This window comes from Candidatus Binatia bacterium (assembly GCA_029248525.1).
GTDB lineage: Bacteria > Desulfobacterota > Binatia > UBA12015 > UBA12015 > UBA12015.
This window is the reverse complement of the sequence record JAQWJE010000038.1, coordinates 19,306-43,399: the sequence shown is the minus strand read 5'-3', so window position 1 is coordinate 43,399 and position 24,094 is coordinate 19,306. Positions and strand designations below refer to the sequence as shown.

General features: G+C 60.0%; 21 protein-coding genes. 6 read left to right on the top strand and 15 right to left on the bottom strand.

The window, feature by feature from the left end:
• Position 1 precedes the first annotated feature (1 nt).
• Together P8K07_07935 and P8K07_07930 are read left to right on the top strand one after the other, a co-directional pair.
• A complete protein-coding gene (locus tag P8K07_07935) occupies positions 2-1,894 on the top strand; it encodes a sulfatase (protein ID MDG1958454.1) in 1,893 nt (630 codons plus the stop codon).
• A 123-nt stretch (positions 1,895-2,017) separates the two neighbouring features.
• Positions 2,018-3,433 carry an aldehyde dehydrogenase family protein gene (locus P8K07_07930; protein ID MDG1958453.1) on the top strand — a complete coding sequence of 472 codons (1,416 nt, stop codon included), beginning with the start codon at positions 2,018-2,020 and terminating at the stop codon, positions 3,431-3,433.
• Between the two features lie 8 nt (positions 3,434-3,441).
• On the opposite strand, the gene P8K07_07925 is transcribed toward P8K07_07930, so the two are convergent.
• The 8 genes from P8K07_07925 to P8K07_07890 are packed head-to-tail and all read right to left on the bottom strand — an operon-like array spanning position 3,442 to position 11,129.
• Entirely contained in the window at positions 3,442-4,641 is a 1,200-nt protein-coding gene (locus P8K07_07925; GenBank protein MDG1958452.1) for an ABC transporter permease, read from the bottom strand.
• 4 nt (positions 4,642-4,645) lie between these two features.
• A complete protein-coding gene (locus P8K07_07920; protein MDG1958451.1) occupies positions 4,646-5,854 on the bottom strand; it encodes an ABC transporter permease in 1,209 nt (402 codons plus the stop codon).
• Entirely contained in the window at positions 5,851-6,531 is a 681-nt protein-coding gene (locus P8K07_07915; protein MDG1958450.1) for an ABC transporter ATP-binding protein, read from the bottom strand. The genes P8K07_07920 and P8K07_07915 overlap by 4 nt, the downstream gene beginning before the upstream one ends.
• Positions 6,528-7,679, bottom strand: coding sequence for an efflux RND transporter periplasmic adaptor subunit (locus P8K07_07910; GenBank protein ID MDG1958449.1), 1,152 nt, complete (start codon positions 7,677-7,679; stop codon positions 6,528-6,530). Before P8K07_07910 ends, P8K07_07915 begins: the two co-directional genes overlap by 4 nt.
• Before the next feature lie 13 nt (positions 7,680-7,692).
• On the bottom strand, positions 7,693-9,447 hold the full coding sequence (locus P8K07_07905) for a hypothetical protein (protein ID MDG1958448.1): 1,755 nt from the start codon (positions 9,445-9,447) through the stop codon (positions 7,693-7,695).
• Positions 9,428-9,904, bottom strand: a complete 477-nt coding sequence (locus tag P8K07_07900; protein ID MDG1958447.1) for a putative lipoprotein — start codon at positions 9,902-9,904, stop codon at positions 9,428-9,430. The genes P8K07_07905 and P8K07_07900 overlap by 20 nt, the downstream gene beginning before the upstream one ends.
• 15 nt (positions 9,905-9,919) lie before the next feature.
• On the bottom strand, positions 9,920-10,237 hold the full coding sequence (hspQ, locus tag P8K07_07895; GenBank protein ID MDG1958446.1) for a heat shock protein HspQ: 318 nt from the start codon (positions 10,235-10,237) through the stop codon (positions 9,920-9,922).
• Positions 10,238-10,268: 31 nt separating this feature from the next.
• Positions 10,269-11,129: a 3'-5' exonuclease gene (locus P8K07_07890; protein MDG1958445.1), complete on the bottom strand. Its 861-nt coding sequence runs from the start codon at positions 11,127-11,129 to the stop codon at positions 10,269-10,271.
• A gap of 100 nt (positions 11,130-11,229) precedes the next feature.
• Here P8K07_07890 and otsB point away from each other — a divergent pair, with 100 nt between their 5' ends.
• Positions 11,230-12,024, top strand: coding sequence for a trehalose-phosphatase (gene otsB / locus P8K07_07885; GenBank protein ID MDG1958444.1), 795 nt, complete (start codon positions 11,230-11,232; stop codon positions 12,022-12,024).
• A gap of 5 nt (positions 12,025-12,029) precedes the next feature.
• Here the strand turns inward: otsB and P8K07_07880 are convergent, their stop codons facing one another.
• Together P8K07_07880 and P8K07_07875 are read right to left on the bottom strand one after the other, a co-directional pair.
• On the bottom strand, positions 12,030-12,833 hold the full coding sequence (locus P8K07_07880; GenBank protein MDG1958443.1) for a class I SAM-dependent methyltransferase: 804 nt from the start codon (positions 12,831-12,833) through the stop codon (positions 12,030-12,032).
• Between the two features lie 80 nt (positions 12,834-12,913).
• Entirely contained in the window at positions 12,914-15,544 is a 2,631-nt protein-coding gene (locus tag P8K07_07875) for an MMPL family transporter (protein ID MDG1958442.1), read from the bottom strand.
• 119 nt (positions 15,545-15,663) lie between these two features.
• Between P8K07_07875 and P8K07_07870 the strand changes: the two genes are divergently transcribed.
• Entirely contained in the window at positions 15,664-16,500 is an 837-nt protein-coding gene (locus P8K07_07870) for a VacJ family lipoprotein (GenBank protein ID MDG1958441.1), read from the top strand.
• Here the strand turns inward: P8K07_07870 and P8K07_07865 are convergent.
• Positions 16,497-17,321 (bottom strand): ABC transporter substrate-binding protein, encoded by an 825-nt coding sequence (locus tag P8K07_07865; protein MDG1958440.1) that lies wholly within the window; start codon positions 17,319-17,321, stop codon positions 16,497-16,499. The two genes, P8K07_07870 and P8K07_07865, sit on opposite strands and share 4 nt — an antisense overlap.
• A gap of 108 nt (positions 17,322-17,429) precedes the next feature.
• Here P8K07_07865 and P8K07_07860 point away from each other — a divergent pair, with 108 nt between their 5' ends.
• The gene (locus tag P8K07_07860; GenBank protein ID MDG1958439.1) at positions 17,430-17,768 is read left to right on the top strand and encodes a hypothetical protein; all 339 of its coding nucleotides are present in this window, start codon (positions 17,430-17,432) and stop codon (positions 17,766-17,768) included.
• A gap of 29 nt (positions 17,769-17,797) precedes the next feature.
• Here the strand turns inward: P8K07_07860 and P8K07_07855 are convergent, their stop codons facing one another.
• Complete coding sequence (locus tag P8K07_07855) at positions 17,798-18,544, bottom strand: sulfite exporter TauE/SafE family protein (protein MDG1958438.1); 747 nt, start codon at positions 18,542-18,544, stop codon at positions 17,798-17,800.
• Positions 18,544-20,016, bottom strand: a complete 1,473-nt coding sequence (gene xylB, locus P8K07_07850) for a xylulokinase (GenBank protein ID MDG1958437.1) — start codon at positions 20,014-20,016, stop codon at positions 18,544-18,546. The genes P8K07_07855 and xylB overlap by 1 nt, the downstream gene beginning before the upstream one ends.
• 96 nt (positions 20,017-20,112) lie before the next feature.
• Here xylB and P8K07_07845 point away from each other — a divergent pair, with 96 nt between their 5' ends.
• A complete protein-coding gene (locus P8K07_07845; GenBank protein ID MDG1958436.1) occupies positions 20,113-20,916 on the top strand; it encodes an SDR family oxidoreductase in 804 nt (267 codons plus the stop codon).
• Here the strand turns inward: P8K07_07845 and P8K07_07840 are convergent.
• Together P8K07_07840 and P8K07_07835 are read right to left on the bottom strand one after the other, a co-directional pair.
• Complete coding sequence (locus P8K07_07840) at positions 20,846-22,288, bottom strand: endonuclease/exonuclease/phosphatase family protein (GenBank protein ID MDG1958435.1); 1,443 nt, start codon at positions 22,286-22,288, stop codon at positions 20,846-20,848. The genes P8K07_07845 and P8K07_07840 overlap by 71 nt on opposite strands.
• A 68-nt stretch (positions 22,289-22,356) precedes the next feature.
• A complete protein-coding gene (locus tag P8K07_07835) occupies positions 22,357-24,012 on the bottom strand; it encodes a carbon starvation protein A (GenBank protein MDG1958434.1) in 1,656 nt (551 codons plus the stop codon).
• Between the last annotated feature and the right edge of the window lie 82 nt (positions 24,013-24,094).

Sequence of the window (24,094 nt, the reverse complement as noted above, 5' to 3'; positions counted from 1 at the left end):
CATGAAGCTTTCCCCGCACCGGCACAGCCTCCGAACAACGTCCATGGTTGCGATGAGTGGTCTTTTGCTGCTCCTCAGCGCGGGCGGCGTGGGCGCCGCGAGGCAGAGCATGTCCCGGGACCTTCTGCCGATATTGGCAACAATTTCAATACCCGAACCGAAACCGGCCGCCGTGAAATCTCATTTCGACTGCACCCCCGAACTGGGCAAAAACTGCCGTATCATCGCGAAGCGCTCCAACCGTCGCCAATCCTTCATCATGGCTCCCGGCGACGAATCCCGCATCTCCATCGAAGCGAACTCCGGTGATGAAATCCGCTTCGCCCTCGATCGGCCCCTCAGCCGCTCCAATCGACTGCAACTCGAGGTCCGTGTCGAGCACCCCGAAGGCACGTTCGCGCAAACATTCAAGACGCCACCACCGACAAAACCATGGACCGAGATCACCGTTCCGATCCGCCACTCAGGCAAACAGGTTCTGACGTTTCGCGTGAAGCAGCAGCCCGGGAGCCTCGACGTCGATGCTCTTGCGATCGCCGCACCCCGCCTGATCCTGCATTCGAAAACCGCCGAGCCCCAGCCACCGAATATTCTGCTCTACCTCATGGATACACTCAGAGCGGATCATACCTCCGCTTTGGGGTACCACAGAGACACCACGCCAAACCTCGCCGCCCTGGCCAAGACCGGCTGGAACTTCACAAGGGCCACGAGCACCGCCCCACGCACGCGCGCGTCAACGGCGAGCATTTTGACGTCGCTCTACCCCACTCAAAATCAGGCTGTCCTTAATAGAGGATTGGATCTCGAGGTGGAAACTCTAGCCGAGATTCTCCGACGGGGCGGCTGGGCGACATACGCCTACGTCGCCAATGGCAATGTATTTGAGCCTGCTTTCCGGTTTGATCAGGGCTTCGATCAATTTGTGACGATCCGCGGAAAGAAGCTCGACAACCATGCTCATACAATCGAAATCCACGAGAAGATTTTCCCCAACCTCGACCGCCTGAAGGGCGAGCGCTTCTTCCTCTACGTCCATGCGGTGGACCCGCATTCCCCCTATGATCCGCCAGAGGAGTCCCGCCATCGCTATACAGACGCTGATTATCAGGGCTCCATTGACCCGAAAAAGACGGTGGCACGTAATCTCAAAAAAACATCCTTGTCGCCCGAGGATTTCAACTTTGTCGTCGGTCTTTACGACGAAGACATCCGGTACCAGGACGCAAGTTTCGGCAGACTGCTCAAGGCTATGCGGGACAGGGACTTGCTGCAAAACACGCTGATCGTCGTCGTCTCCGACCACGGCGACGAATTTCTGGAACACGGCGGGTGGGAACATGGGATGCGACTTTACGAACATCAGCTACACGTTCCGTTTATCGTCCATGGACCGGGCATCGACACTCATACGATCGACAAGCCGACCTCTCTAGTCGATGTGATGCCCACGATTCTGGCGCAAGCCGGGCTGGCCGCTCCGAAGAAGGGCGAAGGACGTAATGCAGCGCCCCGGGCGAGCGAGAAACCTGCAACGCCCGGTTCCCCGATCTTTGCCGAAGAAATCAAGCCAGATTTTCGAATGCAGTCTCTCCGTCAGGGCCCCTGGAAGATTATCCGACATATCAACCGCGCACCGGACGGGTGGAGGGAAGAGAATGCCAGCTACACCCTGTATCGCCTCGACAAGGACCCCGGCGAGCAGACGGACCTCGCCTCTGTCGAAACCGGGAAACTCGACGAAATGCGACAGCAACTGAGCGCGCTGCAGACGCGCCTCGCCGGTGGAACCGCTCCCGCAGATATTCCGACACCGCCGCTGGCCATCGATGAACGCACCCGCCGCCAACTCGAGGCATTGGGGTATGTTGTCGATGAGGGCAGCGGAAAATAACGTTGTTCTACGTTTCGGCCCGGGCCAACGTTTCGACGAGGTCGACGGGGCGTGTCCGCGGGGTTAAGCAGTGTGCCAGAGTAGTGAATCCGTGAGGCCTACCGCAGGCGAGGAGAAACCATCATGAGCACAGGCACAGCACAGAATCCCATCGGCCCACACACCGATGTTTCGACCATTCCCGGAGTCGTGAACGACCTTCGTTCGAATTTTCGGGATGGGCACACCAAGACCCTCGAATGGCGGCGACGCGAGTTGGGAAAACTTCGCGATCTATTCACGGAGAACACTCCCGAAATTCAGGAGGCCCTCGTCAAGGACCTCGGAAAGCCCAACGTCGAGTCATACGTGAGCGATGTTGCCATCGTCGTCACCGAAATCGATCTCGTGCTGAAAAATCTTTCCAGCTGGACTCGGCCGGAAAAAGTCACCACTCCGATGGCGCAACAGCCGGCGCAATCGAAAATCATCCGTGAACCGCTTGGTGTGGTCCTGATCATTGCCCCGTGGAACTACCCGGTCCAACTTCTGCTCAGCCCTCTGGTCGGGGCCATTGCTGCCGGTAATTGCGCCGTCCTCAAACCCTCTGAAATCACCGTCCACACCTCGACGCTGCTTGCGAAACTCGTCCGCAAATACCTTGATCCGAAGGCCGTAGCCTTGGTCGAAGGCGCGATTCCTGAAACAACGGCGCTTCTGAATGAACGCTTTGATCATATTTTCTACACCGGCAACGGAACCGTCGCTCGCGTGGTCATGGAGGCCGCGGCCAAGCACCTCACGCCAGTGACTTTGGAACTGGGCGGGAAAAGCCCGGTGATCGTCGCCAAGGATGCGGACATCGGGGTAGCCGCTTACCGAATCGCCTGGGGTAAATTCCTGAACGCCGGCCAGACCTGCGTCGCACCCGATTATGTTCTGGTGGATGCCACCCACGAGGCGGCTCTCATCGAAAAGCTGCAGGCCGTGATCGACGAGTTCTACGGCAAGGACCCCCATCAATCCGCCGACTTCGCCAGACTCGCAAGCACCCGACATCACCAACGCCTGACGTCCCTGCTCGAGGGACAGGATGTCGTGACCGGCGGCAATGGCGTCGAAGACGAGCGCTACCTGGCACCAACGCTGGTCCGCCGCCCGGATCCCGAGTCCAGAGTGATGAAAGAGGAGATCTTCGGCCCGATCCTTCCTATCCTGCCCGTCGAAAACCTCGAGGAAGCGATCGAATTCGTCAACGAGCGCGAAAAGCCGCTCGCCCTATATGTCTTCACGCAGGACAGCGGGATCGCCGATCGGGTGTTGATGGAAACGAGTTCCGGCGGCGCCTGCGTGAACACTGCGATCTGGCATGTGGCCAACCCCCACCTGCCCTTTGGCGGCGTCGGTGCGAGCGGCATGGGGGCCTACCATGGCCGTGGTACTTTTGAGACTTTCAGTCATCGAAAGGCCGTCGTCGACAAAACGACACGGATCGATCCGAAGATCGCCTACCCGCCCTATACACGCTTCAAAGAGACCGTGGTAACCAAAATCGTTTAAGAGTGTCCCTACTCCGCCCGCAGCGCAACGACAGGGTCGAGCGCGGCGGCGCGGAGTGCCGGGAGCACCCCGCAGGCAAGGCCGATTACCGCCGACAAGAACTCGGCAGCAAATACGTAGGCCCATGGTGTGTTGACCGGAACGATCGGAAAGACCCAATGGACCAACCATGCGCCTCCGATCCCGACCAGCAGCCCGGCGAAGCCTCCCAACGAGGAGAGCACGACAGCCTCCGCAAGAAAGAGCAGCAGGACCTGTTGAGTGCTCGCCCCAAGGGCTCGCAACAACCCAACCTCGCCCTGTCGTTCGCGAACGGCAATCGTCATGATTGTCAGGATGCCGACCGCGCCGACGAATAGTGAAATGCCGCCCAATGCCGCGACCGCCGAGGTCAGAACGCCCATGATTCCGTCCAGAACCTTCAGCATATCTTCCTGGCTCGTCACGGTGAAATCAGCCTGGCCATGTCGGGCCACCAGGATTCGTTCGGCCGCATCCGCAACCTCTTTGGCGGAAGCTCCCTCTTCGTAGAATAAATCAATCTCCATCAAGCCCCGCTTGTCGAAGAGACTGAGCGCACGAGCGGTCGGGATGTAGATTCCGTCATCGAAATCAAACCCCAACATCTGGCCCTTGGACTCCATCACCCCGACGACCCTATACGCTTCGCTGGCGACCCGCACTCTCTGGCCCAGCACCGGACCTTCGGGAAACAATTCCTTGCGCAATGTCGACCCGAGAACCGCCACTGGTCGGGCTCCCGACCCACTATCGTCAGGTAAAGGTTGTCCGATCTGGATGTTCATGGAGAACACGGTATGGAAATCCGAACCCACGCCGTGAACTGCGGTCCGACGCTGCCGCGTGCCGGCCTCAACCTCCGCATTGCCCATCACAAACGGCACAACCCCGATCACATGAGGCACGCGCTTTAGTGCTTCGGCGTCCTCGAGCGTCAAGGGCCGCGTTGACCCAAAGAGACCGGCCGGCCCCCCCGATGTATGCGTCCGACCCGGGTTGATCGCAATGATGGTGGTTCCGAATTGCGAGAACTCCTCGACCATGAATTTCTGAACGCCGGAGCCCAGCGAAGTCAGCATGACCACGGCAGCAATCCCGATGCCGATCCCCAGCGCGGTCAAACCACCTCGCAAGCGGTGCGAGAGCAGAGAGCGCAGGACCAGTCGAAGAAAATCACGCGTCGCCATGAGCCTACCTCCCTGCCAATGCGTCTACTGGATCGAGATCTGCGGCCCGTCGCGCCGGCATTAATCCAAAAATGATTCCCGAAAGGAAGGCAAAGGTGGGGGCCGCAATCATGGACCATAAGGGAGGCGATAATGTGACATCCGGAACGTAGGTGCCAAGAACTTCGTTCATCGCCAACCCGAGAAAAACGCCGAGCACCGCGCCCAGGAAAGCCAGCCCCCCGGACTCGAGCAAAAAGAGCGTCAGAATTAATCGTCGCGAAGAGCCGATTGCCTTGAGCAAGCCAATTTCGGCGGTTCTCTGCGACACAGAAACCAACATGACATTCATCAGGAGAACCCCCGCAACGACAAGGCTGATGGAGGCAATCCCGCCTACGGTATACGTCAGAGCGCTCAACACGCGATCAAAAGTCGCCACGACTGCATCTTGCCGAATTACCGTCACGTCTTCTTCGCCTTGATGACGGTCCCGCAGAATCGCGGTCGACTCCGCGGCCGCTCGATCAAGAGAATCGCGCGAGCGTGCTTCGACCATGATCCGGTAGAGCCCGGAAATATCGAAGAGCTCCATCGCGCGAGCGACCGGAAGAATCACAAGTTCGTCGACATCCATGCCAAGCGAGCGCCCCTCTGTGGCAAGGATACCGATCACGCGGAATCGACGGTCACCGACGCGCAGAAAATTCCCCACCGCAGTCTCGGTACCGAAGAGGTCCTTGCGGATCTTCTCGCCGATCACAATCACCGCGGGCGCGCGCTCGGGATCGCCCTTGGGCAAAAACTTGCCTTGTTTCAGCTTCCAATGCCGCAGCTCCAGAAGACCAGATGTCGCGCCCACAGCTGGTGCCTGACGAATCCGTCCAGCGTGCGACATGCTCGCCTCGCCGACGACCATCGGAACAACCGCTGCAATTGCCGAACTACGGCGCAGAGCATTCGCGTCCTCCAAAGTCAGATCGCGAGCGGTCGCACCAAGAAACGAGGGCCGACCGCTGCCGGATGTTTCACTTTTACCCGGCGTAATGATCAGCAGCTCGGTTCCAAGAGAGCGAAACTCGTCCGTAACGTAACGCCGGGCAGAGTCGCCCAATGAGGTCAGGACAATCACGGCGCCTACCCCCACCGAAACCGCCAACAACAGAAGCAGGGTTCGCAGGCGGTGCCGGAGCAACACCCTCACAACCCAGCCGATGGAGTCTGCCGTTCTCACAAACCCTCTTTCTCGTCCGAGACCACCAGCCCGTCTGCGAGACGCAGCCGTCGGCGCGCGCGCCCACCAAGGTCGGCGTCGTGCGTCACCACAACCAGGGTGATTCCGCTCGCGTTCAACTCCTCGAGGAGCCCGATGACTTCGTCACCCGAGCGCCGATCCAGATTCCCGGTTGGCTCATCGGCCAAAAGAACGGTCGGATCCGTCACGATCGCTCGGGCAATGGCGACTCTTTGCCGCTGGCCTCCCGACAGTTGATCGGGAATATGATCCATCCGTTCCTCGAGGCCGATCCGCGACAACGCCGCCTCGACTCTTTCGCGACGCATCGCTGCAGGCACACCGCTCAGAGTCAGAGGTAATTCCACGTTCTCGAAAGCCGTAAGATAAGAGACGAGGTGAAAGAACTGGAACACAAAACCGATTCGTTCCCGACGGGTCCGCGCCTGCTCTTCTTCATCGAGAGTGACCGTGTCACGCTCGTCGATCAGGTAATGACCTTCCGTGGGACGGTCCAACAACCCAAGGCAGTGCAATAGAGTCGATTTACCCGATCCGGAGGGCCCCATCAGGGATACATATTCTCCCTTTTCGATCCTGAAGCTGACCCCATCCAGCGCGCGCACCTCCTGGTCGCCCACTTGGTAGAAACGCTTGATGTCGCGAACTTCGATCACGAGGCTTCTTCAGTTTCCGGCGTGACCGATGCTCCGCCCTCGACACCCTCGCGGTCGATCGACAAGATCACCTGATCGCCGGAGCTGAGGCCCTCGCGGACCTCGCTGAACCTCCAATTCGAAATCCCGGTCTGGATCTCGAGTTCTTCCACCAGACCCTCCGGGGTATACTTGAGGACCCGTTTCCCCTCGAGGATCGCTTCGGTCGGGATACGAAGTCTGTTCGCCTCACGGGCGATCACGATCTCGACATCCGCACTATAGCCCGGCAAGAGAGCATCGATCGCCTCGGGGTCGACGAAATCGACTTCGACAGCCACCGTCCGAGCCTGTTTCTCCAGATCAAGAACATAGGGCGCGACCCGTCGGACCCGGCCTTCGAGCGGTGCGTCGGGAAAAGCGTCCAACGTAAGCCGCACCGGCATCCCCTCGCGTACCTGCCCGGCATCTACCTCATCGATCGGCGCATGCACGTAGAGGCAGCCAGCATCGATCAAGTCCACCGTCGGCAGCGTCGCGACCCCTACGGGGGACGGTGTGACTACTTCACCCAATTCGCCATTGATCTCGGCGACTACGCCGGCAAACGGTGCTCGCATGATGGTTCGCTCCAAAGCCGCCTTCGCCGCCTCCACCTGAGCTTGGGCGACTTCGGCCTGCGTCTCTGCCGCACGACAACCTGCCTGCTGTGCTTCCGCCTGCCCTACGCCGCGCTCCGTCTGTTCTTCGGAAACAATCCCCTGCCCCTCGAGACTGGCGAGACGGTCGGCTTCCTTGGCTGCCACTCGCGCCATCACACAAGCCTCTTCCACACGCGCATTCGACGCTCGGGCCTGCCCTTCGGATAAACGTACCTGCGCTCTCAGGTCCTGATTCCAAAGTTCCAGAATCACGTCGCCCTCGGCGACTCGAGCCCCTTCATCGACAGGCAGCCGGGCCACCTGTCCGCCGATGATTGGCGCCATACGCGCTCGACGGCAGGCCTCGACGGTCCCCGCCCGGGTATTGGCGACTGTTGACTCAACCACTCCGGACTCGACAGTCTGGAGTTCCACTGGAATTGGATCGGCAGTCGTATAGACGAATCCTCCGGCAATCAGCAGAAGCACCAGAACGATTCCGAGATAAAGTTTGGATTGCTTACTCACTCATGAATCTTACTCAGGAATCTTCCTGCGGTCCAACCTCGGGAGTCCCCGGGACGGTAAAAAAAGAACCCTTGCGAAAACTCAAAAACACCAATTCCGGGAGACTCCAGAAGGCCCCGCGAGCGCCCGCAGCGAGCAATTGCCCCCTGTCAAACGGGGCCGCGGGCACACCCAGAACCGTCGCGGCCAGCGCCGCAGTCAAATTCACGATCCCATAAACAGGGCGAGCCCAGACGATATCGTCGGTAAAAAAGATGAAAATGGAATCTTCCGAGTTGTAGCGGTAGATCGTGGACGTCAAGGTGTTTGATTCCCGCAAATAGACCAGGGCGCCATCACCCTCCCGGGCGTAAACTCGAGCCAATTGCTTGCTGCGATAAGACGGAAGTTCAATGGTTTCAGCGACTCGCAGGTTTCCGGCCACCGCGTCGGACGACACAAAGGGTACAAAGACAAAACCCTGCCCCCCGGCCACATGCCCCCCCAACCGGGCCATCGAAACAGCGACAGGATCGGCCCCCTCGGTTTCGCCAAAAATTTCGTCAATCGAATCGAAAACCTCGGAGACACAATTCCGGGTGATCAGATTATAAGAACTCTGTTCTCCCAATTTCCGCAGGATTGCGCTCTGGCTTTCTCGGTTTGCCGCAATCGCTCTGTCACGCGACTCGCCTGCAAGTGCCCGGACCCGCAGGTCCGTCCGCCAGGCCGGTTTTCCGGGAAGCATTCGCGGCCCAACGATACGGAGCGGGCGTCCGCTATCCATGGCGCGCCGAATCTCGCGACGACGGTTCGAGGCATCCTCCAGACGGGAGAGGTCCAACTCCGAGGGCGCCTGCCCGGTCTGCAAGGTCGCCAGGCCCAACTTCAGTTCATTTTCCGTGACCGACAGAAGGTCTTCGAGACGGCCGCCGCGCTTCTCGACTTCAGCAACCTCGATCGTTTCCGCGTCATGAGGGTATGCATCCAGAATATGCAACTGGCCCGAGGCGAGCGACTTCGCCACGACCGCCCGCCGTGCCAACAGAACGAAGCGGACTTCACCAACGTCGGCACGCGACGACCCCGCGAGAGAATCGAGCTGTTCGCCCAGCCTCCCCTCAAGAGATCGCAGGGCTTTCTTCTGCCCGGGGCTCAAGGTGCCCAGGGCTCCTTCAACCTGAAAGAAGGAGCCTGCCCGAAGATCAGTCCCTCCCCCCTCGGTGGCACGCGAAAGTTGGTCAGCCAATTCGTCCGGCGAGAAGATTTCTCCCGCCAGTCCAGCCTGCTCCGGGCGCGCATCACCGTCAGGGTAAAAATACCCCGCGCCGGGAATCGGTACGCCGCGGGAACCTGCTCCCATCCCTTCCAGAACGGCTTCCTCTGCTCGCAGATCCTCCAATTCAGCCAGCAAGACCTCGCTTTCGAAATACCGGGCATTGAAGCCGTCGCGAAGCAGATCGTAGGTTTCCTGATCGACCTCGATTCGATGCTGGCGGAGGTTCCGATTCTCGCGGACCCGGTAGGCGCGCTCAAAGGCTCCGGTTGCGTGCCGGACAGGGAGCAAAAAGCCCCCCTCCCGATACTGAAAATGGAAGATCTGGCCTCCGAAAGCCAGCCCTACATGTCCCCCACTGGCCTGACCTTCATTGGAGTCCACATAAACGTAGTCGAGAAACGCAGCTGCTGCCGGTCCCGCCCCCAGGCTCAGGGACGACCAGAACAGCAAACCCAGAAATGCGAATCGCGAAGTCGTCAGGTGCAGGCGATCAACTGCTGACCTTGGCACCTGCGGCGACCTGCGCGCTGGAATAGCCTCGACGCATCGCCGAAGCCCAATCCGCATGGCCGTTCGCCAGCATATCAATCGTCGCCTGCGCCTGCGTGGTCGGCATGCCCGCAGTTTCGATTCCTTCACCAATCCCCACCCAAGTCGAGGCACGCGCTTCCCAATCGGTCACACCATGCTTTTTGGCAACCTTGCTCAGCTGCTTGCGAAACTCGTCGAGATCGTCCGATCGTTTCAGCTGTGCTGCGGTGAAGTCGCGAATATCTCGCAAATACGCCTGCTGCTCTGCAGTCTTGTCTTCCGGTTTGGCCGGAGTCGAGGAGGCCGAACTCGATTCAAAAGGACTCGAAATCGAAGCCGAGCTTCCTTCGAGCGAAGCGCCCACGCTTACCGAAATTGAACAACCAGCCACCCATAAGGAGGCCATCATCAGTCCAAGAATTTGTATCGTTCTCATTGTTTTCGTCCTTGCTCAGTTCAACGCTACCATGGGTCGGTACCGGCCTGCAGAAAAACTTTCGAAATATTCTTCGATCATCGGATGGCGAATCGGTTCAGGGTCCTCAACATGCCGCAGATTTCGCTCCGCGACGTAGGTCATATGGACTGCATCATGGACCAGCACATGATACCATGGTCGATCCTTTGGAGGACGACCTTTGGCCATCTTTTCGTACCATTCCTCATCCATATCAAACTCGGGGTCAACGTCCACGATCACCCCTCGGTAGTCGAATCGATTGTGGTGTACGATTTCCCCGACTCCGAATATGGCAGCACTTTCTGGCACATAATCGGAATCTCAGATCATTCGGAGTTCGTCAATCTCGAATCTGAATGATCGTCTGCAGACGATCCCATTCTTCGAGAAAGCGCCCTAAATGGGCCCGTTCCGGTTTCTCCATTTCCGATTGAATCAACTCACGGACACGGAGCTGCTCGGCCTCGTAGGCGACGGCGGAAAAATGCCCTCCGAAATAGGCCAGGCGGAGCCATACGAGGTAGGTCGTCAACGCATCGGTCTCATTATAGGCGACAATCTTAGCCAAATCGTCTTCCAGCCACAGATCGGCCACACCGTCTCCGGCCACATCGAGCTTGCCGGGGATGCCGGACTGCACGGCAAGCTCGTGCAAGGACGGCGTCCCCCGGCCAAACCCGGATACCGCATCCTTGATATCGACATTATGATCGCTCCCTCGAGCAAAATAATCGACCCCCTCCCAAGGCTTGTCGGGGCGTCGACAAAAAGCCGGGGCCGGCTCGCCAAGAATCATCGCACGCTGCACAAGAATTTTGAGATCAGCGCCGATCGAATTGAAACCAACCAACTGCGGGCGGTCACGCCCGACGGCCTGCAGAAATTTTCCGATGATCGACCGCTCGGCGATCGCGGCCTGGTCTTGCGGATCGCGAGGCAGTGCGAGAAGCGACAGCTTCACCCCGCCTCCCGGGTCTTTCTCGCGCAGCACGGCGGCGATCGACACAATGCGGCAAGTGGCCATTTTGAGAAAGGGGCGCGGCTCCTGCTCTGTGGCACCGCCATGCAGCCACATCGCCTCCATCACACGTCGGTCGTCTGATTCTGCAGCGACCTCCGGAAACAACAAACGACCGGCCAAGGGGTCCGGCACCCATTCGCAGTCAAAAACCCAAACACGATCCATTACTTGCTTGAACACGTCGACACCCCCTGTCCGAGGTAAGCCTGCTTTTGCTTCGCAGGCAAACTTCATTTCACGGCAGGAAGCACTGGTAATTGGGCGCTGGGGACTGCATCCTATGGAAGTGCGAATTTCTCAACTCCCCTCGGCACTCGCCGCCTTCGACAAGATCGCGCCTCCGGAAGCTGATCTGGCGCTTTTCCTCGACTATGATGGAACCCTTACGCCAATCGTGGATCGTCCCGAGGATGCTCGCCTGTCCGACGAAATGCGCGAGACTGTTCGCAATCTGGCCCAGCGAACGCCCGTCACGCTCGTCAGCGGTCGGGAGCGCAGCGAGGTCGCCCGATTGGTCGGTTTGGAAGATCTCGGAACCGTGGGCAGCCACGGCTTCGATCTCCGGGGCCCGGCGGGGAGCGCCCTCCGTCACGAAGTTGCTACGGAGTCCTTGCCACTTCTGGATATTGCGGAAAAAACTCTGCAGGAACGTTTTCAGGATCTGGAGGGCGTGATCGTGGAACGTAAACGCTTCGGGCTCGCGGTTCATTACCGGTTGGCCGCTCCCGCTGATGTTCCCGATGTCTGCGCAACCGTTGCCACCTTGGGCGAGGAAACCGACGGGTTGTGCGTCTGCCACGGGAAAATGGTCATCGAGCTTCGCCCCGACGTCGACTGGGACAAGGGGAAAGCGGTACTCTATTTGCTGGAAAAGTTGGGCTGGGAGCGCCGACACCCCATTCATATCGGGGACGATCTGACCGATGAAAGCGTTTTTCAGGCGCTCGCCGAACGCGGTATCGGGATCTACGTTGGCGAGGACACAGTCGAAGATCGTGAAACCAGCGCAGGGTTCCGGCTCCGGAATCCTGATGAGGTGAGAACCTTTCTCAAGCGAATCACGGCCCGCGACTGAACAGACTATTTAAGTCCGACCACGTAAACGAGGTAGGTCTCTTGCTGCTCGACAGCGACCGTTGTGACGTCTTCATACTCCCCGTTACCATAATAGAGGCCATCGTCGTCGGCCTCTTCCTCAAGCCCCTCCCAATACAGCCGCACTTCCGCAAAGCCGACCTCTTCGAGGAGATCTCGTAGTTCGGGAATGGTCCATAAGCGCCAGTCGTAGGTGAACGCTTTTTTTCGCTTTGAGCCGTCCGGAAACTGGTAGTGGATGTAGCAGAGGGTCTCATGGGTCAGCGGATCGAACGAGTGCTGATCCCAGATATAGACCATATCGTCCAGATCGCGCTCCTCCTCGCACTCCTTCATGGCATCGAGTCCGCCGTAGATCTCCAGAAAGATCAGCCCGTCGGAGCGCAAGCCCTCGAAAGCGGCCGCCAGATAAGCCTTGAGCTCTGCCCGCTTCTTGAAGATGCAATAACTGAAGTTATTGGCGCAGGTGATATCCGCTTTCGTCGTCAGCGGATCCAGAACATTCCCATGGACCAACTCGATTCGGTCGGCGGCCGTCGAGGGCACCACATTGCGCTCGCGACCCCATTCCAAAGTTGGCTGGTCGAGGTCCACACCAATGGCTCGGCGAGTCTCATCCGCCTCGCACCAGGCGGTGGCAATTTTTGCCGTGCCGCAGAAATCCTCTCGCAAGACTTCCGGCTTTGCACCCCGCAACTTCAGATAAAGCTCGTCGAAAAAGGCGCAATCCTCGTCCGGTGCCATGACCGAATTCTCGTACAGTTCCAGCAAGTCGACCTGTGAGGCCATCGTTTTCCGTTTGGCCTTACCCTTCGACTTCCCGTCCGTGTTGCTCGGTTTCTGTTTTTTTTGTTTCACCATAAAATCACTCAGCTTCGTTGCGCTGGAGGGAGAAGGTACCCTCGCCGTTGTACCAGCACCACCAATGCCGGCAGTAGAATCAGATTTGCCAGCACCGTGATCGTCAAACCGACCACCAGAAGCAAGCCAAGACTCGCGATCCCACGGTGTGCGGAGAGAGCCAGGCTGCCAAAACTGACAATCGTCGTCAGAGCACTCCAGAAAACAGCCTGCGCCGTGACCGACTCCAGGAGCGGCTTGCCGCGCCCCGCTTCGCGCGCCCGGTGCACGAGATGCACGCCACTATCAACCCCGATCCCGAGCAACAGCGGCAGAACAATCACATTGGCAAAGTTGAACGCTCGGTCGAGGACGACCATCGCCGCACCCGTCATCACACCCGCCAGAATCAGGGGCAAGAGCACCAGAGCCGCGTCGAGCGGTTTACGCCAGATCAGCAGGAGAAGGACGGTAATCAGAATCAGGGCCAGGGAAAGCGCTTCCACCAACGAACGCGCCGTAGCTCTACCAAACTCGATGAGATTGACAGCCACGCCCGTCGCGTCGGGCTGGACTTGCCGGATCGCATCCACGAAAATCTCACGCGCATCGCCTTCCCCCAAATTGCCGCTCGGAAAGACCTGCACCCTTGCCTTGCCGTTGGGCGCGAGCATGCGCTCACGCAAATTTGCGGGGAGCGTTTCCAGACGGACCTCGTCGGGATCGAGTGCCAGTTGCAGGCGGCGAAATTGATCCGGGAAGCTTCCGAGAAGAAGCTCTTCGAATCGGTTGACCGCCTCTGTCGGATCTGGCGAGTTGCCCACCTTTGCGAGAAATTCGCCGAGCATGGCATTCAGCTTGGCGCCCGAAAGTGCGAGCGTCGAGTCACCCTGCACGACCGTGCTTTCGGTCAACAGTCGCTGCAGATCGCGGATTGCGGCAATCTGTTCTTCTACCGTCGGGCCCTGCGAGGCAATCCGGTCCGAGCGCGGCACGTCGAAGAGCATCGAGGTGTCCGCCAGAATTTCGAGCTTCTCGGTTTGATCTTCGGGTACATAGGCGCGCACGGTAATCGCTTCGGAGACTTCCGGGAGCTCTTCAAAACGCGCTGCGAGGACTTCGGCTTCCTCGAGGTTATCGGCGACGGCATCGATATACCACGGGGAGGTCCGGGGGTCTTCAAGCAAATCCTTGAAGGCCTCCACTGATTCCGTGCGCGGATCGCGCATCTCCACAACATCCGAATCGAACCGGGCCCCGGGCGCGAGGAAGACTCCGACAATTCCCAGAAGAAGTGCCAACGAGACCACCACCTCCGGTCGATTGGTCACAGCCGCAGGCACTCGGAATTGGAATCGCGAAGTCTTGGCGAACAATTCCTTGCCACGACTACCCACAAGAAGTGTGGAGAGCGCGGGAAAGAACGTCACGGTCTGGATCAGAATCACAAACATCCCCGTGCCCGAGATCAGGCCCAATTCGGCCACGCCCAAATAATCGGTCGGCACGAAGGAATAGAACCCGATCGCGGTGGTGAAGGTACACAGGATCAATGAACTCCCGACCTCCCGACCAGCGCCCTGCAAAGCCTCTCCCGGCCGCAACCCCGCGCGAAGCCCCGCGACAAAATGCATTCCCAGATGAATTGAAAAGTCGACGCCCAGACCGATGAACAAGACCGCAAATGCGATCGAAATAAGATTGAGCGCACCAACCGTCGCCGCAGCGAAGGCCGCGGTCCACACCAACCCGACCACCAGAGTAGCCCCGGCAGCCAGCGAAAGGCGGGCCGAGCCAAAAGCAAAAAAGATCGCCACGAGAACGATCATGAACGAGAGAATTCCCGAGACACCCACGTCCCAGAAAAGACCGATCATTTCCTCGACACTCAGCGCGGGGTTGCCCGTAATCCGCAACTCGATCCCACGGTCGGCCACAAGTCCCAGATCCTGCGCGGTGCTACGGATGGACTCCATCGCGGGGGAGGCCGCGAGAACTGCCTCAAAATCAAGAATCGGCTCGGCGATGACCACCCGCCGGGAGCCCGGGTCGATCGCCGAGCCTTCCATCATCAGATCCTGCCAGGAAACGGCGACCGGGTACTCCGCAAAGACCTCGACCGAAGCATCCCCGATACGATCGAAGATCCCCGAGAATTCGGTCGCTGATTCGTCCCCCCCGACGCCCTCCGCAAACCCGCGCTCGAGCATGGAGGTCAGATTCATCAGGCTGGGATCACGCGAGAGTTCTGCAAGTATTGGCTGGTAGGCGGCCATCTGGTCCGCGAAAGCCTCGAGGTCGTCGGGTGATCGATAGAGCAGCCCGTGGCGCTCGAAAAAACCTCCGGAACCCGGTTCGAAGACGCCCGTGAAGAGGTCCGTCTGCTCGGCGAGTGCGGCCGCTAGGAGATCGGCGCTCTCCTGCGCCTGCGTGCCCGAGCGAGCGTCGATCACGATCAGGAGAGAATCATCGAGGGAACTGAAATTCTCCTGAAAACCGGCTGCGGCTTGCTGGAAGGGTAAATCCGGATCCAGCAGGCGCATATTGTCCGCATTCACCCCCAGGTTCATGGCCGCATAGGCCGCAAGAATCAGGCTCAAAGCCAGATTGCCCCAAACGATGCTCCGCGCGTGACGCGTGACCCCGTCAGCCCACGCCAAAAGACCCCTTTGAAATCTGCCCTGTTCCGCTTGCACGGTCGAACCCTAGCATGCCGCCGACAGCTTGGCCGGTTCTGCTGCCTATGGATTCACTCCCGAACAACCCCTAAGCTTTGGGAGTGATCGCGAGAAAAACTCCATTCGGGCGACTGATACTGCTCACGATGATCATCGTCGCCGGTACGTTCAGTGCTCCGAAACGTGCAGCGTGTGAACCGTCCACTGTTCCATCGGCGGCTCCCGCGGGCGCGGCCACCGCACCGGATACGGAATACGACCCGCTCTTCGATGAGGACTGGCCCGAAGATGCGACCAGCAGCCAGGACGTCCCTGATCCATGGGAATCCGTGAATCGCCGAACGCATCAACTCAACAAGGGCATGGACACCTGGTTTCTGCGACCGGTAACGAACGTCTACGGGCAGAGCCTCCCGAAGCAGGCGAAGCTGTCCGTGATGAATTTTTTCGAAAATCTCGGCGAGCCGGCAACCTTTGTCAACGATCTTCTCCAACGCGAATGGGACGATGCTGCGATCACATTCTCCCGATTCCTGGTCAATACAACCATCGGAGTCGCCGGACTTTTCGATCCCGCGCGCGTCATTTTCGACATGGACGGTCATAACTCGGACTTCGGACAGACCATGGCTCTCGCCGGGGTACCATCGGGCCCATATGTCGTTCTCCCCCTGATGGGGCCGAACAACCTGCGGGATTCGACCGGCCTGATCGTTGATCTGTTTCTGCGGCCAACCTTCTGGCTCCTCGGCCCCACCGAGTATATCGTCTACACGACTTTTCAGGGCACCGGGCACGGCATCGCCTTGCGCGAACGTCACGCACGAAACATGAGCGCTCTGGAGGAATCTTCGATCGATTACTACACGTCGCTGCGCAACGCCTACGGCCAGGATCGTGAGTCGGCTATCTGGTCACGCCGCGAAGACCACCGCTAGGGAGCGGAGGCCGCGAGTTCATCGCGTTTGCCGTCAACCGCCGCGATCAACGCATCAAAACCATCTCTTTTAAGAACTCCGGAGTACTCCGCACGTCGCAAAGCCAGCTCACTGACAGTGCCGTTGAGGAAGACGTCGATCACGCGCCAGCCCTCGGGAGTTTCGCGAAGCCGATAGTCCAGAGCGACATCATCATCTCCGGGGACGTGCAATATGGTTCGGACCAGAAAAGTTCCATGCCCCGCCTCGGACTCCTCGACGGTGGTAAAGGATTGCTCGGACCAACCGACAAATCTCCCGGCGTAGTTCTCGGTCATCAGCCCGGCAAAGCTCTCCCGCCAAATCGCCTGTTGCTCGGGGGTGAGCTGCTTCCAACCACGACCCAGAACTTTCTGTGCCATGAACCCGAGATCAAAGTTTTCCTGCAGCGAAGGTTGCAGCGCTGCGCTGCGCCCCTTCTGGTCCAGCGAATCGGAATTTCGCAGAAGGTCGAGGAGGTCGGTATTGAACGCCTCGACGACAACAACCCGCGAGCCGGCAGGCGGTGCAACCGCCATATCTCCCGCGGAACCAGCCGCAGGTTTGGCGGCAGGTTGAGCGGCAGGTTGAACGGCAGGAGCAGTTGCAGGACTGGCAACATCCGCCGCGATCGAGTCCTCCGCCCCGGCGGGCAGAGCGAGAAGAAGGCCGCTCAGGCATAGCGCACAAGATGAAAGCGCAATCTTCCCCAGCAAATCCCGAGCCCGGAGCATAGGACCGGGGTCGAGAGCGACGGGACGCGAAAACAGGAGAGGCTTCAGGCAACTTTGAGCAACAGGCACCAATAATTTCTAACAGCAACGCCGATCTTCGACAAAGCTGGTGGACCCTTGTGGGGAGCGTGGTCGGCAACGCTTGCTCCTGACGGGTGCGCGTGAGATGCCGGATAGATGAAGACTCGATTTCTTGGCTGGATTCCTCTTTTGGCAGCAGTTCTGTTCGCCGGAAGCTTTTTGACGGCACCGCTCGCTGGGGCACAAGATGGTGAATTCGGAACCTTCGACGGCGATATGGGTCGCGACGGGACCCTCGCGGCCCCAGGTGTGATTGCCGAGCCCGATGCCGGCGATGCGCCCTCGATCGGTTCCGTCGGAATTCCCGCTGGTGAGAATATTCCCGATGCGGGGGACGCTCCGTCGATCGGCTCGGTTGGTATTCCGGCGGGCGAAGGACTTGATGATGTCGGCGACAACCCCTCGATCGGCGAAAGCAGCCAAATTTTCGACTGAACCCGGTCAGGAGCCGGGGTCCCCGCGGGTCAATTCAACCAAGCCGCCCCGCAGCTGATCAAAACCAGGACCAGTACGATCCGGTGCAACAAGACGTTGCCACTCTTGATCGCGAGAAAAACCGCGACTCTGGCACCGAGGACCATACCCGCTGCCAGTGCGAGTCCCGGCAACCACTCGACCTGCCCCGCGGCGAGAAAAATCAGCAGCGAGAGCGCCGTGAAAGCGGCAGCGATCGCGCTCTTCATCCCATTCGCGTGCACCAGATCGTATCGGAGCAGACCGCCAAGCCCCGCGAGCAGAAAAATACCGACGCCCGCCTGCGCAAACCCGCCGTAGAGGCCGATCGCAAAGAAAGTGATGAAACTCTTCTTGTCGGGCGCTCGGGGTGCCTCATCGGTCGGTTCGGGGGCGATCAGCTTCGGAGCAAAGAGCATGGTCAGAGCGATCGTCGTCATGACCAGAAGCAGAATCGGCTTCAAGTACGAAGCCGGAATCTGGGAGGCTGACGCGGCCCCCACCGAGGCCCCCAACAAGGCAGGCACCAGGAGGGGGCCCAGACCTCGCCGGTCGAATTTTCCTTCGCGATCGAAAAACGTCACGCTCGCCAATGCCTGCGCCAGAACGGCAACCCGATTGGTGCCGTTCGCAAAATCCGCGGGCAAACCAAACAGCATCAAGGCCGGGAGCGTCAGCAAGGACCCCCCGCCGGCAAGCGTATTCATGAAGCCGGCGAAAATACCCACGAGAGCCAACAGTAAAAAATCCAGTTCCATTATCGCTCCAAAAGCTCGTGCATGGGCTCTCGGAGGCCGGCAAGTGCATCCCGGTGCAGGCGTCGTCGACTCTCGTAGAGCGAGGCGAGATCAGGGTCCGGTCGGACTTCGCTGGCAATGGGCGGGAGCGGACATACATCGACAGCCGCCTCGCCGCTCACGGACATCCGCGCCAAACGAGCCGCTCCGAGACTCGGTCCCATCTCGGCCCCCTCGGGGTACTGCAGGGGCTGACCAAGCGCGCTCGCGAGAATTCGGCCCCAATAGAGGCTGCGTGCGCCGCCGCCCGAAACCAGAATCGAATCCACAACGCCCCCGGCTGCGAGAAGCGCTTCTTGTCCGTCGGCAAAAGCGAATGCCACGCCTTCGAGGACCGCCTGCACCAGATCGCTGCGCGTCGTATCATGAGAAAGGCCCACAAAGGCGCCGCGCAACTCGGGATCATTCCACGGAGTTCGCTCACCCGACAGATATGGCAAGAAAAGAACTCGAGAGGACGATGCCCTCTCCTCGAGCTCGGCCAGAAGCAGCGCTTCCGTCTCCCCACCGGTTGCCCGTGCGACCCAGGAGAGACAACTGGCTGCGGATAGAAGCACCGCCGTCTGCACCCATGCCCCCGGCAAGGCATGACAAAAGGCATGCGATGCTGTGCTCGGGCTGGGCGCGAAACGGTCTCCGGCGAGCAGGAAGACACCCGATGTTCCCAAGGAGAGGAGCCCCTGGCCGGGACGTACGACGCCGGCGCCGATCGCACCCGCTGCATTATCGCCCGCACCGCCTGCCACGACCACTCCCGTCGAGAGCCCCCAGGCATTGGCCACCGTCGAGCGCAGCTCGCCTGCCGCGGCATTCCCTTCCACCAAGCGCGGCATATTCGTTTCGCACAAACCGGTAGCAGCGAGCATTTCGCTCGACCAGCGGCGGCCGCCCACATCCAACCAGAGAGTTCCGGCGGAATCCGCCATATCCGACACCGACTCGCCGGTCATCCGCAATCGCAGGTAGTCCTTGGGCAGCAGAACCTTCGTCAGGCGACGCGCGATTTCGGGTTCATGTTCCTGCACCCACAAAATCTTCGGCGCAGTGAAACCGGGGAACGCCAGGTTCCCGGTAATCTCGGGGAGACGCGGCTCCCGACGCAACAATTCCTCACATTGGGCAGCACTTCGACCATCGTTCCAGAGGATCGCTGGTCGGAGCACATGATCGGCATCGTCCAGAAGCGTGGCCCCGTGCATTTGCCCGGAGAGGCCGATGGCCTCCGTCGCCGCGAGTGCCTGCGGTGCCGCCGCCCGCAGTCGGGCGATGCCTTCTTCGGTAGCGCGCCACCAATCCTCGGGATCCTGCTCGGAGAAGAGCGGTTCGGGTCGAGACACCGCCAGGGAGACCGAAGCCTCAGCCAGCACTTTCTCACCTGCATCGACCAGCAATAACTTCACCGCCGAGGTTCCGACATCAATCCCCAAGAACATATGCAGATTCCTATGCCCTGTGCCCCTCGGATGCCAGACCTCGGCGGATTTACCTTGCGGGGTGATTCCCTCCGCGCGAGGCGCTAAACTGCATCCATGGCCGAGACACGACGGGACATTGCTCTGATCACGGGAGCCTCCGAGGGAATCGGGCGCGAACTCGCTCGTGCGTTCTCCGATGCCGGCTTTCATGTCGCTGTCGTCGCACGGAGTCGGGATCGCCTCGAGAGTTTGGCGGACGAACTCCGCTCGGCGGGCGGCCCTCGAGTCCACGCCTTGCCGCACGACCTTCTCGACCCGCATGCCCCGGTGGCCATCGCCGCGCAGTTGGAGGAGATGAGCTTCGATGTCGACGTCCTGGTCAACAATGCCGGCGTGATGGAGGTGGGGCGCTTTCACGAACAGGATGATTCTTCGGTTCTGGGCCAGGTCAACCTGAATGCAGTCGCACCCACCGCCCTCTGTCGCCAATTTATTCCGGGCATGGTTGCGCGCGGCCGGGGCCGGGTGCTCAATATCGCCTCGACAGCGGGATTTCAGGCAATGCCCGGCATGAGCACCTATGCCGCCTCGAAGGCCTACCTGCTCGCCTTGGGCGAGGGGCTCGCAGAAGAATTGATCGATACGGGAGTCACGGTCACCACCCTCGCTCCCGGCCCCGTGCAGACACAATTATGGCGCGGCGCACAACAAAACTCGCCGCGTGCGGGACGCATGATCCCTGACGCAATCCTCGGGGATGCGGCCGCGATTGCACAGGAGGGGTTCGCCGCCTGCATGGCCGGTGAGGTCGTACGCGTTCCCGGCCTGGGAAACCGACTCACGGCATCTATTTCGGATGTGATTCCGCGCTCGATCGTGCGACGCCTTGCTGGCGTCGTCGGTCGTCGGATCGTCTGATTTCGCGAGCCGGCGCCAGCAGATCCAACACCACCGCAAAATGGTCGCTGACATCGGAGTCCGTCAGCGCCAGATCCGCGTCTGCGAGAGCCTCGGGTAGCAGCCCCCGCGTATCAAATACAAAGGACTCAGCCTCGACTGCCGCTGCGCCATCGTAGAGAATCCAGTCCAGACGCCCCGGCGTGAACCGCGAACGCGGGTCCCGCCACGTGTGGTGAACCTCATCCCCGACCAGAGGCGCTTGCGCCGGCTGCAGGTCGCCGCCACCCTGCCCCAGTCCAGCCGACAGAACCTCCAACGGCTTGCGCGAGCCGACCAGATTAAAATCACCGCCGACGACGCGGATCGATTCCCTTGCATCAAATACCGAAGAGAGCATCCGATGAATCGCTTTGACTTCGGCCACCCGTGCCCGGTCCTGCCAACTCCCGGCAAAGCCGCAGCAGCGCAAATGAATTGAAGCGAATTCCACCGGGCCGAGCGCCGTATCCGTCCGCGCCGCGACGACCCGCAAGGACTCGTCTGGACGAAAGTCGTCCGCCGGAGCACCTTCGGGACGGTTGACCTTCGCCAAACCCAGCCGCGCAAGCGGCGTCCGGGACACCAACGCAACACCCCAGCCAGTCGAGGTCAGGGCATGCCACGGAGTTTCCCGGGGAACATGCGTATCAAACCAGGCGGCGAGCGACCGGCCATCCACCTTCTCCCACTCCTGGAGCATGATCATATCCGGATTCAGTGCTCGGAAGATCCGCGCAAATGGTTCCGGGTCCGCAAGCGGTCGCGCAAAAAAAACATTCCAGGAAACCAGTCGAATGCGTCCGTCGCCTCCATCCGGAATCGCCCGCAGACCCCGTTCCGATGCCGTTCGCGGCGGCAAACGAATCTGCAGAACCTTCGAGCGCCACGCGTCCGATGCCTCCTCGGATGCAACCGCGAGCACCAACGACAAACTCTTCGACTCCGAGCCCGTCGACATCACCGGCCGAGCGAGACGTAACTCAAAAGAGCGTGCTTCGGTGATCGGCGCAAAGATCAGCCCCAATCGCCCGGGACTCACAGCCTCGCCATCCACCGAAATCCCCGTGCCGACAACGCCGACCCCGGAACCACGCGCACCGGCCCTCCGGGTTGGCGAGAAGGTCACGACCAGATCCGGTCCCAGACCGAACGTTTTTCCCAGTCCCGCGTTGCTTGTCTCCGGGTTGTCATCCAGATCGAGAAAGAGTCGGATCGGATGCGGCGCGCCTTGCAGCGTGACCTTGGTCGGCAAGGTAAACTTCAGATAGATATATTCACCGTCCGCACGGGCTTGGATTTTTTCCGTCCACTCCGGGAACAATCCATCAATCCGCGGCGAGACCGCCGGCATAGAAAATGTTGGAACCGGGAGCGTCAGCAGCAAAAGGATTCCGACGAAAAGAGTCCGCCCCCGCAGCCTCATGACGAACGTGCTCGGCGAAGGACCAGAAAGCCTTCGCCGAGAATCCAGACATCGCAGATCAGAATCGCACCACCGATTCCCAACAAAAGAAAGCGTCCGCTTTCCCAATAGCGACTCATTTCTTCAGCCATGGCCAACAGCGTCACGCTGCTCAGGAAAAGCAGCGGAATCAGGGTGTAGCGGATAGACTTTCCCTGACGCTTCAACCACACCGACAGGATGAGCAAAGTCACGCCGGCGAGAAGCTGATTGGAGGTGCCGAAAAGGGGCCAGAGAATCAAGCCCCCCTGCCCGCTGCCCTGCGTCACGGCCAGCAACAAGGCGAGACCGATTCCAGTCGCCGAAGCAACGAAACGGTTCTGCAGAGGGCGGACGCCGTAGATCCCTCCGAGTTCAGCGATCACCAACCGCTGAATCCGCGCGCCGGTGTCCAGCGAAGTCGCCGCAAAGGCAATCACGATGACCGCCATAAAAGTCGACGCCGGCCCCTGCGGAATACCGACGCCGCCGAGGAACACGGCGCCACCGTCCACGAACGCCTCGAGCTTGGCTTGCAACCCCTGCGCCGCCCCCCAGCTGGCATAATGATGTTCCCACGCCGAGCGCGAGGAAAAGCCCGCGGTTGTCGCCAGCACAGCGAGCAAACCGAGCGCCCCTTCCCCGAGCATTCCTCCGTAGCCGATCGAGCGGGCATCAGTCATCTTCATGACCTGTTTCGACGTCGTCCCCGATGCGACCAGCGCATGGAACCCGGAAATAGCGCCACATGCGATCGTGATAAACAGAAAGGGAAACCAGGAGGGGGCCCCTTCGGGCGACAAATTGAGCGCGGGCGCGTGGATCTCCGGCCGCACAATCAGAAGCCCCAACGAAAGCAGCACCAGGGCTGTCACCAACTGATGGGCATTGAGCAGATCGCGTGGCTGCAAGAGGACCCAAACCGGCAGGACCGAAGCGACAAAACAATACGTCAGTAGAATCCAGACCCATTGCACAATGGACACCTGGGCCAACCACGGGGCCTGCGCGGCGACAGCATCTCCTGCGAATACCGCACCAAGCAAAAGAAGAAAGCAGATCAGAGATGGCCAGAGGATCGGAATCCCGCGGCGGTGCACCAGCCAACCGAGGCCGAGAGCGAAAAGAATCTGTACGTTGATCGGGAAAATAGAGCCAGGATAGGTGCGAAACAAGGTCGCGATGATAAAGGCGAAAACAGCCAGAACAATCCAGGTCAGAAACGTGATCACGAGAAGAGCGAGCGCCCGGAGGCGAGGGTTGAGAACGTCGCCTGCCAGATCGCCGATTGATCGGCCCTGATGGCGCAAGCTCAAAACCAGTGCGCCGAAATCATGCACCGCCCCCATGAACACCGTACCGACGCACACCCAGATCAAGGCCGGCAACCAACCCCAGATCACCGCCAGAGCAGGACCCACAATCGGGGCGGCTCCCGCAATGGAGCTATAGTGATGGCCGAGCAGAATCCGGCGCTCTGTCGGCACGAAATCCACACCGTCTTCGAACTCGCGCGAAGGAACCAGTTCATCTTCCCGGAGGGCGAAGATTTTCTCCGCCAGAAACCGGGAATAGAAGCGGTAGCCAAGGGCAAAGGCGACAAAGACGATAGCAGCGAGAGTAGCGGCGTTCACAACGTCCCTACCCTAGCTTCCCGGCACCACCCGGTGCAAAAGCTGACAAAAAAAGGGAGGCAGCAAAGCTGCCTCCCTTTTC